This is a genomic window from Amycolatopsis sp. cg13 (genome assembly GCF_041346965.1).
Lineage (GTDB): Bacteria > Actinomycetota > Actinomycetes > Mycobacteriales > Pseudonocardiaceae > Amycolatopsis.
The window spans coordinates 2,609,084-2,623,542 of sequence record NZ_CP166848.1; the positions used below are offsets into that span (position 1 = coordinate 2,609,084).

Here is a 14,459-nt window from a genome sequence, read left to right on the forward strand (position 1 = left end):
TTTTATTCTTCGGAGTCGTCGTCCGCGAGCAACGCGTACAACCGGCGGCGGGCTTCCCGGAGCACCCTGCGCGCCTCCGCGAACTGCGCCTCGGTGCCGGCGTGCGCGACCTGCGCCGCGGCCCCGCCCAACTCGCCGAGCTGCTGATAGAGCGCCGCGAACCGGTCGGCCCCAGGTTCCTCGTCACGCGCCGGAGACTCCCAAAGCGCGGCGAACTCCTCCTCCCGCCCGGCAACGTGCTCGCGCCCGGCTTCCGTGAGATGCGCGACGCGCCGCCCGCCTTCTTCCGCGGTGCGGACAAGGCCTTCGTCCTCGAGCTGCTGCAGGATCGGGTAGATGGATCCCGGGCTGGGCCGCCACTCGTCATTCGTGCGACGGCGGATTTCCTGCATCAACTGATACCCGTGGCGGGGTTCCTCGGCCAGGAGAGCGAGCACCGCCGGACGCACCGGGCGAGCCGGACCTCGCCCGCCTCGGCCGCCCTGAGGTGGGCCGCCGAAGAATCCTCCCGCTCCGGCTGGCCCACCGGGAAACCCGGGGAAGCCAGGGAACCCCGGAAATCCGGGAAACCCGGGCCGATGCGGCGGCCCGGGAGGCCCCGGAGGAAACCCGCCGCGAGCCTCGAAGACGGTGCAGTCCCAGGCTTCCTCGCCACCGGGGTGCCCCGGGTGGCCGGGGAGCTCGCCCGGATGACCGGAGCGGCCCAGGGGACTGAAGTGCTCGCCCACATGCCCCAGATGGCGGTGGTGCTCGCCCGGACGACCGGGTTGGCCCGCGTGACGGGGCGGCTCGCCCGGATGACCGGAGCGGCCTAGGTGGTGGAGCGGCTCGCTCGGGTGCCCCGGACGACCGGAGCCCTCGCCTGAATGACCCGCATCGCCGGGGCGCTCGCCCGGGCGACCGGAGTGGTCCGAGTGACTCGACGGCTCGCCCGGCGGACCGGGGCGGCCCAGGGAACCGGAGTGCTCACCAGCACGATCCAGATCGCCGGGATGCTCGTCCGGATGTCCGGGGTGCGCGTGCCCCTCCCGCAGGTCGCCCGGCCAGCCATGGCGGTCGCCCGGTTCGCCCGCGTGCCATCCCGGATCACCGGGCCAGCCGAAGACGGCTCCCGGTGCGCCGAAAAGCCCGGTCTGGCCGAACCGGGCTCCGGGTCCGCCGAACACCGCATGCTGGCCGAATCCCGGGCCTCGCCCGCCGAACACTCCCGCCCAGCCGCGTCCGATCGAACTTCCGAACCAGGCGTCCAGGTCACCGAACCCGTCCGAACGCCCGTGCTCCCCGCCTAGCTCGCCTCCCCAGGGCCAGCCGTGTCCTTCCCCCGGTCCGCCCGGATGTCGCGCCCTCCCGTCGCCGCGCGGGTCCGGTCGGTCGAGCGGCATGCCTCGACCGCCGTCACCAGGGCGAATCGGGCGGCCGAATCCGAACGGCATTCCGCCGGAACGCTCCGGGCCGCCGAAGCCCTGGAACAGGTGTCCTCCGCCTGCTGTCCTCGTCATGTGCGTCCTCCTTCGTCGAACGATCGTCGATATGACCACGATATATCGGCGATTGTTCGACGGCAAGGCCACCCGAACCAGGGGCGGGAAAGATCAGGACGTTCCGGCGGGCGCGGTCGTCGCGCCTTCCCCGCCGAAGCGGATGGATTTCGCTTCCTTGCCCAGCGAGGTCAGCACGGCGACTGCGATGAGCACCGGGATCACCGTCCACAGCAGCGCGGCCGGGTACCCCTGCGACTGCGCGATGCTCTGCTGGATCGGCAGGTTCAGCGCGGCCAGCAGGTTGCCGAGCTGATAGGTGACGCCGGGGAAGAAACCGCGGATCGCGTCGGGGGACATTTCCGTGAGATGCGCGGGGATGACGCCCCACGCACCTTGCACCATGACCTGCATCAGGAACGAGCCGAGCGCGAGCATCCCGGCCCCGTGGTCGACGGCGAAGATCGGCACGATCGGCAGGCCGAGGACCGCGGCGCCGACGATGGTCATCCGGCGGCCGAAGCGTTCCGACAAGGAGCCGAAGACCAGGCCGCCGATGATCGCGCCGACGTTGTACAGCACGGCGATCCACGTGCTGGTCGCGGCACTCAGGCCGGCCCCGCCGTGGTCGGTCGCTTTCAGGAAGGTCGGGTAGACGTCCTGCGTACCGTGGCTCATCCAGTTGAACGCGGTCATCAGCAGCACGAGGTAGCCGAACCGGCGCAGCACCTTCGGGTTGAACAGGACGTCCTTGACCGACGTCCGGGTGACGCGCATATTCTCCTGCGCCGCCTCCCACACCTCGGATTCCTTGACCCGCGCCCGGATCAGCAGGCTGATCAGCGCCGGGAAAATGCTCAGCACGAAGATCCACCGCCACTCCAGGCCGAGCGCGGTGTGGAACAGCAGGTACGCCAGCGCGGCCATCAGGTATCCGGCGGAGTAGCCCGCCTGCAGCAGCCCGGAGAAGAAGCCGCGCCGCTCCACGGGAATCTTCTCCATCGCGAGCGCCGCGCCCAGGCCCCACTCACCGCCCATGCCGATGCCGTAGATGAACCGCAGGATCAGCAGCACGGTGAAGTTCGGCGCGACCGCGCACAGCACGCCCGCCGCCGAGTACAGCAGGACGTCGACCATCAGCGGGATGCGTCGTCCGGACCGGTCCGCCCACAGTCCGAACAGCAGCGCGCCGACCGGGCGCATCACGAGCGTCGCGGTGGTGATGAACGCCAGCTGCGTGGCGGTGGCCCCGAACGATTTGTCCTTCGCGATGTCCGCGATCACGAACACGACCAGGAAATAGTCGAAGGCGTCCATGCTCCAGCCGAGCCACGCGGCCAGGAATGAGTTGCGCTGATCGGCGCTGAGTTTGCGTTTTTCCTTGCCCCCGGCTGCGTTTTCGGTCACCGGCTTGGTCTACACCCGGTGTGGCGGCGAGGCAAGAGTCGCATGTGGACTCAGGATCTCCCTGACATACCAAGCAAAACCGGAGGAATCGGGTTACCCGGACGTTTTCGCCGAACGGGTCAGCAGGTGCGCCTCGCGCATCCGGCCGTCCGCGGCGAACTGCCCGAAGAACGACACCTCGATCTCGAGCTCCTTTCCTCGCTGGCGTACGTGCAGCGTGTACCGCGCGGCGACCCGGTCGCCGTCCGCCATCGCCTCGTGGACTTCGATCCGGCTGTCCGGCCGGTTTTTCCGCACCGGACGGCAATGCACGACCAGCCGATCGCGGTCGATCCGCACCCCGTCGGCGATCTGCACGACGTCTTGCGTGTGATAGCGGTCGACCACCGCCGCCGCGTCCTCGTCGGTGTGCACCAGATCGTCGGTGAACGACGTGAAGAAGCGCGCGATGAACTCCTTCGGATCAGCATGCGGATCGATGCGCTCCAGCGTGTCCATGACTCCTCCCAGATGAACTCTGACACACTGTAAGATATCCGCTCGAGCTAAATTTGACAAGGTGTAAGAGATGTCGAAACTCCGCGCCGACGCCCAGCGCAGCCGCGCCGCCATCCTCGACGCGGCGCTCCGCGTGCTCGAGGCCGATCCGGACGCGAGCGTCGAGGGCATCGCGACGGCAGCGGGCGTCACCCGCCAGACCGTGTACGCCCATTTCCCTTCCCGAGAACGACTTCTGGCCGCGGTGCTGGAGCGGCTCACCGAAGAAGCCGTCGACGCGATGGACGCCGCCGGTCCGGACACGGGGCCCGCCGCGGACGCGATCTTGCGAGTCCTCTACGCCGCCCGCCGAGCGTCCTCGCGATACCCGATGCTGCTGCGCCGTCTCGGCTCGACGCCCACCTCCGCGGAAGACGGCCGCGAGCAGCACGAGCCAGTCGCCGAGCGATTACGGCGGATCGTCGAACGCGGACAGCGCGCCGGCGAGTTCGACCGTCAGCCCCCGGTGGATTGGCTGGTCACGGTCATCATCCAGTTGGGCCACGCCGCCGCAGGAGAGGCCGACGCAGGACGGCTTTCGCCAGAGGACGCGGAAAAAGAGCTGTCCGCCACGGTGCTGCGGGTACTCGGCGCGTCCTGACCCAGCTCAGATCGCGACGCGCGACTGAACCCGGCGCCCAATGTCCCGCGCCCACGCCCGAATCCGGTCCCAGTCGCGAAAATCCCCCGCCCGATTGCCCCGCGCCATCAGCTTTTCCAGCACCCCGTCCGCCAGCGCCGGATCAAGCCGCCCGCCGAACGTCTCGGTCCGCCCCGCATCAATCGCGGCCGCCAGCAACGTCACCCGCGCGGGCAAACTCACCCGGGCGAGATTCGCGCCCGGTCCGCACGGTCCACTGTGGAACAACCAGACCGGACGCGCCCGCAGCGCCTCGGTGTTGCGCTCCAGCAACCGCACCGCCTCGGGCCGCCACCGCGCGTAGTAGAGCGCACTGCCGACCACCACCGCGGCATACCTCGCAACGCTGTCGACCTCGCCCGCCCCGCGCACGTCGACGGCAAACTCGGCCGCGCGCAACTCCTCGCCGACGACTTCGGCGATCTCGCGCGTCCCGCCATGCTTGCCCGCATGCGCGACGAGGACATTGATCATGTCCTTATTGTCCACCCCTTCGGCAGACTCCGCCCGTCCGAAGCTGACGAAAGATCACCCGATAGTCCGAGGCCGAGAAGCCAACCCCCCAAACACCGTCTGAACCAACGCCAACCCGATCAACACCCCAAGCGCAGGCGTCCAAGAAGAAGCGGCGTCATGAATCGCGCCAATAACAATGGGCCCCAGCGCAGCCAGCGTATAACCGGCCGACTGAGCCATCCCGGACAACGCCCCGGCGTCAGCATAATCCTTGGTACGCAGCCCAAAAAGCGACAACGCCAACGCCAGCGTAATCCCACCGGCAAATCCAGCGAGAACAGCCCACACCACCGCAACCCCAGGGGCGACCAGCAACCCGGTCAACGCAGTCGTCAGCAACAACGAGCCAACGACAGCGACGACCCGCTGATCAGGCAGTCGATGAATAAGCGCGGAACAAACCAGACTCCCGGCCAGCCCGGAGAGATTGAACAGCAACTGGTGAAACCCCGCAGTCACCGAACTGATACCCGCAGCTTGCTCGATCGAGGACAACCAGGTCACCAACACATAGAAGGCCAGCGACTGCAGTCCCATGAATAGCGTGACCTGCCAAGCCAGCGCACTCGTCCAAGGCCGCGCCGCACCAGTCGCCCGCGCGAGCGCCGGTGCGGCCACGGAGCGGCGCAGTTGCGGCAGAAAAGCCCCCAGCGCCACCAGCGCGAGCCCAGCCCAGATCCCCAAGGACAACCGCCACCCGCCAGACTGCTGCCCGGCCAGCGGAACCGCCACCCCGGCGGCAATCGCGGCAACACCTGACTGCACCGCCGTGTACGTCCCGGTAATCGGCCCGATCCGAGTGGGAAAATCGCGTTTGACCAGCGCCGGCAGCAGGACGTTCAGGATCGCGATCGCCACCCCGAGCACCACGGTTCCGATCCACAGCAACAACTGCGGCGGCGTGGAACGCAACAGGATCCCGACCGCGAGCAGCAGCACCGCCGCACCGAGCGCCCGCTCGAGCCCCAGCTTCGCGGCGACCTTGGGCGCGATCGGCGAGCACACGGCGAACGCGATGAGCGGCACACTGACCAGAACGGACGCGGCTACCGACGAAAGCCCCTGGTCGGCTTGAACGAGGCTCAGGATCGGGCCAAGGCTGGTGATCGCGGCGCGCAGGTTGGTGGCGATCAGCAGCACGCCGACGAGGATGAGCGCGGGACGCAACGGAGTCCCGCGCTCGGGAGGTGCGGGGGCGGGACGGGCGGTCATGCGGCGGCCTCCGCTACGGGAAGTTCCGGCCAATGAGGGACGGGCGACCGGGTCGGACCGACTGCCAAGACGGGCTCGGCGTGCAGCGGGGCGCCCCGATCGAGGGCCGAGGCAGCAAGGCGAGCGGTCGTGCCGCCGCGACGGGGAAGTCCCGGCAAACCAGCGAGAGGTCGCGAAACCGGACCGACGGCCAGGATCGACTCGACACGCAGCGGTGCGCCGCCGAGGACCGAGGCAGCAAAGCGAGCGGTCATGCCGCCACGACGGCGAAGTCCCGACAAACCAGAGCCAGGTCGCGAGACCGGACCGACGGCTAGAACAGACTCGACACCCAGCGGCGCGCCGCCGAGGACCGAAGAAGCAACGCGAGCGGTCATAACGCGGCCTCCAACCCCGGGAATCCTCTGCGAACCGGAAGCAGCCAGCAGAACCGGGTCGCTCATCGGATCCCCTCCCCCGAAGCCCGGAGCCATCCCGGACGCGGCTGCCGCCAGAACCGCACCGAAGCGGCAGGCGCCTCCGAACTGGCCGGAATATTCCCGCCCCATCGCCCACCGGAAACCCCGGCAGGCGAAAACGTCACTTCCGATCTTGCCCGCCCGCAAGCCGCGCGAGCAAGATCCTCACCGGTACACCGATTCGTAAGCCGCGCTCAATTCGCGGTGCAATTCGGTCGAGTCGGGCAGCACCTTGCCGTCCAAGGTATGCACCCGAGTCAACTTGCGCACCGACGACGCGACGAAAACCCCGTCCCCCGAGAACAGATCGTCCGCGGTCAGCGTCTCGATCTTCGCGGTGAAACCAGCCCGCTCCGCTCCCCGGTACACCGCGGCCTGCGTCGTCCCGGGCAGGATGCCGATGATCGGCGGCGGCGTGTACAGCGTCCGGCCGCGCACCAGCACCACCGACACCGTCGGGCCTTCCAGCACCGAACCGTCGGTCGCGGTGAAGATGACGTCCGACGCGCCACGGCGATCGGCTTCGCGCAGGGCGGCCATGTTCACCGCGTACGACAGCGTCTTCGCGCCCAGCAGAAGCCACGGCGCGCGTTCGGCGAGGCCCGGTTCGACACCTCTTTCCAGGGTGATCGCGGCGATGCCCTCGGTGCGCTCGCGCATCATCCTCGGGCTGATCTCTAGCCCGAGCGCGAAAGCCGTCGGCGGAGAGTCGGGCTCAGCGTCCAATCCCCTGGTGTAGATGAGTTTCATCGCGATTTCGCTGTCGTCGGGCCAATGGTCGATCACCGCGCGGACGGCCCGTTCCCACTGCGCGTCGTCCGGTTCGGGCAGCTCCGTCATCCGCGCCGACCGGGCCAGGCGGTCCAGATGCAGGTCCAATTCCCGCGGTTCGCCGTCCTCGACCAGCACCGTCTCGAACACCCCGTCGCCGCGGAGCAGGCCGAGATCGGCGACCTTGATCGCCGGGTCGTCCGGGTCGGCTACAGAACCGTCCAGGTAGCCAAGAACACGCATATCTCAATCCTCTGTTTGATGGCGCGACCGCTGTGTTTGATGGCGCCGACTCCGTCGGCGCGTGCGGGATCGCCTTTAAGTCGGCGTCTGAGGGAGTTGCGTACCCGGCCCGGGGGGCCGTGCACGCAACTCCCTCAGACGCCGACGCGATCCCGCGTTGTGGCTGGGGTGGTCAGGCATCGACGCGATCCCGCGTTGTGGTTGGGGTGGTCAGGTGTCGACTCGGTCGGCTAGAACGGTGGCGAATCGCAGGGCGCTGCCGTCTCCGAAGGGCAGGTTGAGCGACGGTTCGCAGATGTCCAGTTCCAGCACCCGCGGCTGTCCTCGGTCATCGCGGACCAGGTCGACGCGGCCGTACAGCAGCGGCCGGTCCAGGCCCAGATGGCTGGCGGCGGCGTCGAGAGCTGCGGAGGCGACCGCTCGTTCGTCCTGGTCGGCGACGCGCGGTTCGCGGAAGTCGAGCGTCGGGACGTGCACGGTTCCGTCCGGCATCAGCATCGCGGCCTTGCGGATCGCGTGGCTGTACTCCCGGTCGAAATAGATCAGGTTCGTTTCGCCGTCCCGGTCGACGGACTCAAAATATGGCTGGACGAGCGCGTGCCCGCCTTCGCCGAACAGCTTCGACAGGTGTGCGGCGGCTTCAGCAGCCGCCGGCCGGGTGAATCGGCGGACGTTGCGCGAGTACGCGCCGATCCCCGGCTTGACGACGATCTCCGTGGCGTCGCGATACTTCTCCAGCACTTTCCGCACCACGACGTCCGGGTCGTCCCCAGGGGCAGCGAACCGGCTCGGGACGACCGGGACGCCGAGCGCGGCCAGGTCCGCCAAGTAGGACTTGTCCAGCGCCCACCGGGCGACCGCGAGCGGGTTGAGCAGGAGCGTCGCCTCCTCGACCCGTTCGCACCACGCCAGGAACTCCGGCAGCTGGTCCACGTAGTTCCACGGCGAGCGCAGCACGACCGCGTCGAACCGCGCCCAGTCGACCTCGGCGTCCTCCCACTGGCAGACTTCGGTCTCCAGACCGACCTTCGCGCACGCCTCGCGCAGCAGCGGCATGTCGTAGTCGATGGGCAGGCTGACCCGGTCGGTCACGAGAGCAACGGTGCGGGTCACCACGGCAGGACCTTCCCGGCGTGCACGTAGCTGCCGCTCGGGCCGTCCGCATCGAGAAGCGCGAGCTCGACACTGGTCACGGCACCGTCCGCGGGTTCGAGGTCGCCCGCTCCGTCGTTCATGCCGGTCTTGGTGTAGCCGGGATGCGCCGAGTTGACCTTGATCGGCGTGTCGCGCAGCTCGTACGCCAGGTGCACGGTCCACGAGTTCACCGCGCTCTTCGTGGCGCTGTAGGCCGGAAGCGCCTTGAAGGTGTCGCTGTGGGTGTAGGACCCGGGGTCGCTGTGCCGGGTGAGCGAACCGAGCAGGCTCGACACGTTCACGATCCGCCCGGCGGCCGACTTGCGGATGAGCGGCAGCATCGCCAGCGTCGTCTCGACCGTGCCGAACAGGTTGGTGTCGAAGGTTTCCCGCCATTCGGCGAGCGTCTGCTCGGACGGCTGCTTGCCGTACTTCTCGATCCGCACGGCCGCGTTGTTGACCAGGATGTCGAGCCGTCCGTACCGGGTCTCCAGCTCCGCCGCTGCAGCCTCGATGCTCTTCGGATCGGTCACGTCGAGCTGAAGCCCTTCGACGGCAAGACCCGCGTCGCGCAAGCCCGTCGCGGCAGTCTCGACGGCGGCTTCGTCGCGCCCGCTCAGCACCACCTGCACGCCGCGTTCGGCGAGCTGTCGCACGATCTCGAACCCGATGCCGCGGTTGGCCCCGGTGACCAGGGCAATGGTGTCGTCCAAATCGGTCTCGCTCTCTTGTCGGTCCGGCGGTCACAGGGTGGACAGGAATTTCGCCACCGGCGGCCCGAAACTGTCGAGGTCCGCCAGGAACGCGTCGTGGCCGAGATCGGATTCCAGCGCGAGGAACTCGACGTCCGCGCCGCCCGCCCGCAATCCGTCGGCGATCTGCCGCTGCTGGTGCAACGGGAACAGGATGTCCGTCTCCGTGCCGATCACGAGCGCTTGATCGACCCGCAACCGCGCCAGCGCCTCGTCAGTACCGCCGTCGCACAGCTCGCCAAGGTCGAACCAGTCCATGCTGCGGCTGAGGTAGAGGTAGCTGTTGGGATCGAAGCGGCGCACGAACCGGCGCGCGTGATGGTCCAAATAGAACTCGACGGCGAACTCGGGGCCGAACGCCGCGCCCCCGATCCCGGACCGCTCACGGCCGAACCGGCGTTCCCATTCCCGCGCCGACCGGTACGTGGTCATGCCGATCTTGCGCGCGGTGAGCATGCCGCGTTCCGGATAGCGTTCCGGAAGGTACTGTCCGTCGTTCCACAGTGGATCCGACCGGATCGCTTCCCGTTGCACGGAACGGATCGCGATCGAGTACGGCAGCGAGTGCGCGGCCGCGGAGATGCTGAGGTGGCTGCGCGCCAGCTCCGGATGCCGGGCCAGCAACGCGAGCGCGCTCATCCCGCCCATCGACGCGCCGACGACGCACGCCAGCCGCTCGAATCCCAGATGCCGCACCGTGTTCGCCGCGGCGTCCGCGATGTCCTCAATGGACAATTCGGGAAAGCCGAGCCGATACGGCTGCCCGGTCGCCGGATCGGGCGAGGCGGGCCCGGTGGATCCTTGACAACCGCCGAGCGAGTTCACGCAGATCACGTGCCACTGGTCGGTGTCGATCGGCTTGCCGGGCCCCAGCATCGACTCCCACCAGCCGGGCGCGGGGTCCTCCGGGCTGGACGCGGCGTGCGCGTCGGGCGAAAGCCCGGTGAGCAGCAGGACGACGTTGTCCCGTGCTGAAGAAGGCTCTCCGAAGGTCTCGTAACCGACGCGCGCGCCGTGCAGCACGCCGCCGCGTTTCATGGCGAATCTCTCCGGCAGCAGGGCGAACCGCGTGGCCGGAGGAATGAATTCGTGCATCACGTTCCCCAGGTGGTCGGGCGAGAGTGCGCGTCACTCGCCGAGCGAGGCCAGCCATTCGTCGTCCGAACCGTCGCTGATCCCTTCGAACCAGAAGCTGGACAGATACCGTTCGCCGGTGTCGGGCAGCATCGCCAGCAGGACCGCGCCCTCGGGCGAGCTCTCCGCTTCGCGCAACGCGGCGGCGAGGGTCGCGCCCGCGGACATTCCGGCGAAGATGCCCTCCTCCGCGGCCAGGCGGCGCGCGGTGTCCCTGGCCAGCTCGTCGTCGATCGTCACCAGCTCGTCGATCACGGTGCGGTCCAGCACGCCGGGGACGAAGTTCGGAGCCAATCCCTGCAGCTGGTGCAGATTCCACGACTGCCCGGCCAGCACGGCCGCCTTTTCCGGTTCCAGCACGACGGTCCGCACGTCGGGGCGGGCGAGCTTGAGCATCTGCCCGACGCCGGTGATCGTGCCGCTGGTGCCGAATCCGGTGACGAAGGTGTCCAGCCGTTTCCCGGCGAAGTCGGAGAGGATCTCCGCGGCCGTGGTTTCCCGGTGGTACGCGGGGTTCGCTGGGTTCTCGAACTGGCGGGCGCGGAACCAGCCGTGCTTCTCGGCCAGGTCGTCGGCGATCCGGTTGCCGCCGAGGCTGCCGAAGTGGCCGGGGAACAGCACCACCTTGCCGCCGTACGCGCGGATCAGCTTGCGCCGCTCCACCGAATACGTGTCGCCGAGGACCGCGACGAACTGGTACCCGCGAGCGGCCGCCACCATCGCCAGCGCGATGCCGACGTTGCCGGACGTGCATTCCACGATCGTGTCGCCGGGCTTGAGCTCTCCCCTGACCTCGGCGTCGAGGACGATCGCCAGCGCCAGCCGGTCCTTCACCGAGCCGCCCGGGTTGAACGACTCGACCTTGACGTACACCGAGACGTGCCCGGGCGCCATCCGGTTCAGCCGCACGATCGGCGTGCGGCCGATCGCGTCAAGAATGCTGGAGTACAGCGGCATGTCGGAATTCTCCTTCGTACACAGTCGTGGCCGGGCCGGCCAGGACGATCGGCTCCTCTTCGGCGGGCCAGCCGACCCGGAGTTCCCCGCCGGGCACCTCGACCGTCGCGGTCCGGTCGAGCCGCCCGGCCCGGATCAGGACCGCGGCGGCCGCACAAGCCCCGCTGCCGCAGGCGAGCGTCTCGCCCGCGCCGAATTCGTGGACCCGCAAGCGGATCCGGTCTCGGGCCACGACCTCGGCGAATCCGACGTTGACCGTCGGCGGCAGTCCGGGCAGCGCCCGCACGGCAGGACCGAGCCGGGCCACCGGGGCGCTGCCGACGTCGTCAGCTTCGAGGACCACGTGCGGGTTGCCGGTGGAGGCCGCCGCGAAGCGGACAGGAGTCCCGTCCGCGAGCACGGCCTCGTACCGGCCGTCCCGGCTCGCGAAGCCGGACAGCGGGATCTGCCCGGGAGCGAACCGCGGCACGGTCAGCCCGATGCTGAACGCGTTGTCTCCCAGCACTTCCACCGGATGTGTCCCGCTTGGACTGTCGATCTCGAACGCCGGCGGACGCGCCAGCCCGGCCCGGACGAGCCAGGAGGCGACGCAGCGGGCGCCGTTGCCGCACTGCATCGAGCTTTCGCCGGCCCCAGTCCAGATCTCGAACGCGGCGGCCGCGGAAGCGCTGCGCGGCGGCCGGATTCCCAGGATCAGGTCACAGCCGACGCCGGTGTGCCGGTCGGCGAGCGCCCGGCACAGTTCCGGCGTCGGCGCGGGTGCGTCCCGCAGGTCGAGTACGACGAAATCGTTGCCGCACCCGTGCATTTTGGTGAACGGAAGCGAAGGACTCACCCGCGCCGCCCTACGACGGCCGTCGCGCGCCGGTTCATCGCACCGCCGCGGTCTCGAACACCGGGGCGACCATGTCCATAATGGACTCGATGGCGCGCGCGTCGGTGCTTTCGTCGCCGGTCGCGGCGAACTCGGCCAGTTCGAGACCGAGGACGTCGGCGGCCGGAATCGCTTCCAGGATCTCGCGGATCGCACCCGGTGCCAGGCCGTCCGGCACGTGGTAATCGGCGGGCACCGTGCCCGGTTCGAGCACGTCCCAGTCGATGTGCACCCACACCCGCGCGCCGCCGACGGCCGCCGCGACCCGCTGCCCGGTGACGTCCGCCGGAGCGAGGATCCGGACGCCCGCCTTGTCCAGCAGTTCGCGTTCGGACGGATCGATGTCGCGCGCACCGACGAGGACGACCCGGCTGGGGTCGACGCCCGCGCCGTGCCCGCTTTCCCACAGGCCGCACGCGCCCGACAGCGCCATTCCGCCGAGGTAGCCCGATTCCGTGGTGTCCGGGGTGTTGAAGTCGCCGTGCGCGTCGATCCACAGCACCGCGCAGTCCGGGTGCGCCCGGGTCGCGGCCGGCAGCGTCGCCAGGCTGGCCGAGCAGGTGTTGGCCGCGAGCACCGTGCGCCGTCCGGCCGCGACGCTCGCCGAAACCGCTTGCGCCAGGCCGGAAAGCGTCTCTTCCGCGGCCAGGAGGCTGACCGTCCAGTCGTCGTCCTCCGGGCCGGCGGGCGTGCCGACGAAACGGGCCTCGACGCCGTACCGCTGTTGGAGTGCCCGCGCCGTGCGCGCCGCGCCTTCGATCATTCCAGAGCCGCGATCGCCGATGCGGCCTTGGGAAACGATCACTTCCATCATCGCCTGTCTCCGATCAGGTAGGGGCCGCGGCCCCGTCCGGCTGCGCGGTTTCGTTCGCCCGGAAGGAAAACGGGCACATATCGGTCCGGTCGACGTCGTCCTCGGGCAGGCCGTACTGCCACCATTCGAGCCCGGCGACGCCGTAGGAGCCGAGCTGGCGGGCGCGCGGGGCGCCGTCGTAGCGGTCGATCCTCGCCCGGATGTTGCTGCGGACCTTGCGGCCGCTCGGGGTGTCGCCCGCGACCACGTCGAACCGCTCGCGCGGGTTGACCACGAGCACGAAGTGCGCGCCGAGGTTGCGGCTGCGCCGGACTTCGTGCGCGGGATTGCTCATATTGATGAAAAGCGGCATTCCGTTGAAACACATGGACCACGAGCTTTCGCCGGGGTCGGTTCCGACGTTTTCCGGCCACGGCGCCGGGTCGACGTGGTGCAGCTTCTGGATCACCTCCCAGCCGAACGCCTGGTACCCGGCAACGGACCGGGCGGAGACGGCCGAGGGCGAGAAAACGATCAGCAAGGGGTACGCGGTGTCGAGATGACCGTTCCAGTTGCGGGAAAGCTCGACGTAATCGGCGAGCGCGGCGCCGAGTCTCGCGATACCGTCCGGTCCGACGTCCTCGGCGAAGGCGAACAGGAGCAGTCTCTTCCGGAACGCGTTTCTCGAGAAGACACAAGGGAAACCGCGGTCGGTGAGCCTGGACTCGACGTCGCGGAACGCCGCGGCGCGCCAGTCGGTTCCGAATGTTTCGGCCTCCTGCTGGGTGATCAAGGTCGTGCTGCGGGATTCGAGCGATGCGTGCATTCCGGCCCTCCGGGAATGGTCTTCCTCGGGATGTGTGGTCCTCTCCGCCGTCCGGCCGGGCCTCAGTCGCGGGAGCCGGTCGTGCGGGATTTCTCCGGCGGACCCGCGGAACGGATTCCGGCTGGTCGACGGCCGCCCCGGTGCGGCGTCGATCGTCCGGGAACGCGAAGCGCCGCCGGTGCGGACGGTGGCGCGGGTGTGCTCGGCTGCGCGGTGCTCGGGAGTGCTGGGGTGCGCAGCGTGCTGGGTGCCGTGCGAGTACAGGGTGTTCGCGCAGCCGACCGGTCCGGCGCCCGCGGCGCGTCCGGGGCTCACCCGCGCCCGTCCGCACCCGGCACGGCCGTGTGCGAGCCGCGATTCGGAGCCGCTGGCGGTTATTCCCCCACTGGACCAGCGCTGCCCCTCAGACTCTATGGACCCGGGCAAACCGGCGCAGCGACCATCCGGGTGAACAACATTCTACGCGAAAAAAAGGAATATCGGAGAATCTGTCGACGCAATGCCCGGAACCGAGCAATTCGCTTCCGGCATCCGGCGCAATCCCGGGACGGGAGGGTGCGGGATCGACAGCGATAACCGGTACGGACCACTGAAATCGCCTGGCAGCAGGGACGAAAAGCATCTGTCCACAGTAGACCGTCGGTACTCGCGCGTTCCGCGTTCCACGGGAGGATTGCCTGGTCCGGTTCCGCTAGTCAGCCGTCGAAGCCGCCTTTGCCGTAGCCTG

General features: G+C 69.1%; 16 protein-coding genes. 3 read left to right on the top strand and 13 right to left on the bottom strand.

Annotated elements, in window-relative coordinates; translation table 11 throughout:
* Positions 1-2: 2 nt before the first annotated feature.
* A complete protein-coding gene (locus AB5I40_RS11680) occupies positions 3-449 on the bottom strand; it encodes a PadR family transcriptional regulator (protein ID WP_370938499.1) in 447 nt (148 codons plus the stop codon).
* A 219-nt stretch (positions 450-668) separates the two neighbouring features.
* Here AB5I40_RS11680 and AB5I40_RS11685 point away from each other — a divergent pair, with 219 nt between their 5' ends.
* Both AB5I40_RS11685 and AB5I40_RS11690 read left to right on the top strand, forming a co-directional pair.
* On the top strand, positions 669-815 hold the full coding sequence (locus tag AB5I40_RS11685) for a hypothetical protein (RefSeq protein WP_370938500.1): 147 nt from the start codon (positions 669-671) through the stop codon (positions 813-815).
* A gap of 51 nt (positions 816-866) precedes the next feature.
* A complete protein-coding gene (locus AB5I40_RS11690; protein WP_370938501.1) occupies positions 867-1,289 on the top strand; it encodes a hypothetical protein in 423 nt (140 codons plus the stop codon).
* 303 nt (positions 1,290-1,592) lie between these two features.
* On the opposite strand, the gene AB5I40_RS11695 is transcribed toward AB5I40_RS11690, so the two are convergent.
* Together AB5I40_RS11695 and AB5I40_RS11700 are read right to left on the bottom strand one after the other, a co-directional pair.
* Entirely contained in the window at positions 1,593-2,795 is a 1,203-nt protein-coding gene (locus AB5I40_RS11695) for an MFS transporter (protein ID WP_370940498.1), read from the bottom strand.
* 183 nt (positions 2,796-2,978) lie between these two features.
* Entirely contained in the window at positions 2,979-3,383 is a 405-nt protein-coding gene (locus tag AB5I40_RS11700; protein ID WP_370938503.1) for a nuclear transport factor 2 family protein, read from the bottom strand.
* A gap of 70 nt (positions 3,384-3,453) precedes the next feature.
* Between AB5I40_RS11700 and AB5I40_RS11705 the strand changes: the two genes are divergently transcribed.
* On the top strand, positions 3,454-4,023 hold the full coding sequence (locus AB5I40_RS11705; RefSeq protein ID WP_370938504.1) for a TetR/AcrR family transcriptional regulator: 570 nt from the start codon (positions 3,454-3,456) through the stop codon (positions 4,021-4,023).
* Between the two features lie 6 nt (positions 4,024-4,029).
* Here AB5I40_RS11705 and AB5I40_RS11710 read toward each other — a convergent pair whose 3' ends face one another.
* The 10 genes from AB5I40_RS11710 to AB5I40_RS11755 form a co-directional block, all read right to left on the bottom strand.
* Entirely contained in the window at positions 4,030-4,536 is a 507-nt protein-coding gene (locus tag AB5I40_RS11710) for a flavodoxin domain-containing protein (protein ID WP_370938505.1), read from the bottom strand.
* A gap of 54 nt (positions 4,537-4,590) precedes the next feature.
* Positions 4,591-5,718 carry a CynX/NimT family MFS transporter gene (locus tag AB5I40_RS11715; RefSeq protein ID WP_370938506.1) on the bottom strand — a complete coding sequence of 376 codons (1,128 nt, stop codon included), beginning with the start codon at positions 5,716-5,718 and terminating at the stop codon, positions 4,591-4,593.
* 695 nt (positions 5,719-6,413) lie between these two features.
* Complete coding sequence (locus tag AB5I40_RS11720; protein ID WP_370938507.1) at positions 6,414-7,262, bottom strand: aminodeoxychorismate lyase; 849 nt, start codon at positions 7,260-7,262, stop codon at positions 6,414-6,416.
* A gap of 210 nt (positions 7,263-7,472) precedes the next feature.
* The gene (locus AB5I40_RS11725) at positions 7,473-8,375 is read right to left on the bottom strand and encodes a RimK family alpha-L-glutamate ligase (protein WP_370938508.1); all 903 of its coding nucleotides are present in this window, start codon (positions 8,373-8,375) and stop codon (positions 7,473-7,475) included.
* A complete protein-coding gene (locus AB5I40_RS11730) occupies positions 8,372-9,109 on the bottom strand; it encodes an SDR family oxidoreductase (RefSeq protein ID WP_370938509.1) in 738 nt (245 codons plus the stop codon). The genes AB5I40_RS11725 and AB5I40_RS11730 overlap by 4 nt, the downstream gene beginning before the upstream one ends.
* 30 nt (positions 9,110-9,139) lie before the next feature.
* Positions 9,140-10,243 (bottom strand): homoserine O-acetyltransferase, encoded by a 1,104-nt coding sequence (locus tag AB5I40_RS11735; RefSeq protein ID WP_370938510.1) that lies wholly within the window; start codon positions 10,241-10,243, stop codon positions 9,140-9,142.
* A gap of 33 nt (positions 10,244-10,276) precedes the next feature.
* Positions 10,277-11,239, bottom strand: a complete 963-nt coding sequence (gene cysK / locus AB5I40_RS11740) for a cysteine synthase A (RefSeq protein ID WP_370938511.1) — start codon at positions 11,237-11,239, stop codon at positions 10,277-10,279.
* Positions 11,214-12,074: a diaminopimelate epimerase gene (dapF, locus tag AB5I40_RS11745; RefSeq protein ID WP_370938512.1), complete on the bottom strand. Its 861-nt coding sequence runs from the start codon at positions 12,072-12,074 to the stop codon at positions 11,214-11,216. Before dapF ends, cysK begins: the two co-directional genes overlap by 26 nt.
* A gap of 34 nt (positions 12,075-12,108) precedes the next feature.
* The gene (locus tag AB5I40_RS11750; protein WP_370938513.1) at positions 12,109-12,927 is read right to left on the bottom strand and encodes an arginase family protein; all 819 of its coding nucleotides are present in this window, start codon (positions 12,925-12,927) and stop codon (positions 12,109-12,111) included.
* A 13-nt stretch (positions 12,928-12,940) separates the two neighbouring features.
* The gene (locus tag AB5I40_RS11755) at positions 12,941-14,047 is read right to left on the bottom strand and encodes a YqcI/YcgG family protein (protein ID WP_370938514.1); all 1,107 of its coding nucleotides are present in this window, start codon (positions 14,045-14,047) and stop codon (positions 12,941-12,943) included.
* Positions 14,048-14,459 lie beyond the last annotated feature (412 nt).

Excerpts from the sequence above, each read along its gene's own strand:
- AB5I40_RS11750 (WP_370938513.1), bottom strand. The coding sequence starts at position 12,927 with ATGATGGAAGTGATCGTTTCCCAAGGCCGCATCGGCGATCGCGGCTCT.
- AB5I40_RS11735 (WP_370938510.1), bottom strand. The coding sequence starts at position 10,243 with ATGCACGAATTCATTCCTCCGGCCACGCGGTTCGCCCTGCTGCCGGAG.
- AB5I40_RS11705 (WP_370938504.1), top strand. The coding sequence starts at position 3,454 with ATGTCGAAACTCCGCGCCGACGCCCAGCGCAGCCGCGCCGCCATCCTC.
- AB5I40_RS11710 (WP_370938505.1), bottom strand. The coding sequence starts at position 4,536 with ATGATCAATGTCCTCGTCGCGCATGCGGGCAAGCATGGCGGGACGCGC.
- AB5I40_RS11690 (WP_370938501.1), top strand. The coding sequence starts at position 867 with ATGACCCGCATCGCCGGGGCGCTCGCCCGGGCGACCGGAGTGGTCCGA.
- AB5I40_RS11720 (WP_370938507.1), bottom strand. The coding sequence starts at position 7,262 with ATGCGTGTTCTTGGCTACCTGGACGGTTCTGTAGCCGACCCGGACGAC.
- AB5I40_RS11695 (WP_370940498.1), bottom strand. The coding sequence starts at position 2,795 with ATGGACGCCTTCGACTATTTCCTGGTCGTGTTCGTGATCGCGGACATC.
- cysK (WP_370938511.1), bottom strand. The coding sequence starts at position 11,239 with ATGCCGCTGTACTCCAGCATTCTTGACGCGATCGGCCGCACGCCGATC.
- AB5I40_RS11700 (WP_370938503.1), bottom strand. The coding sequence starts at position 3,383 with ATGGACACGCTGGAGCGCATCGATCCGCATGCTGATCCGAAGGAGTTC.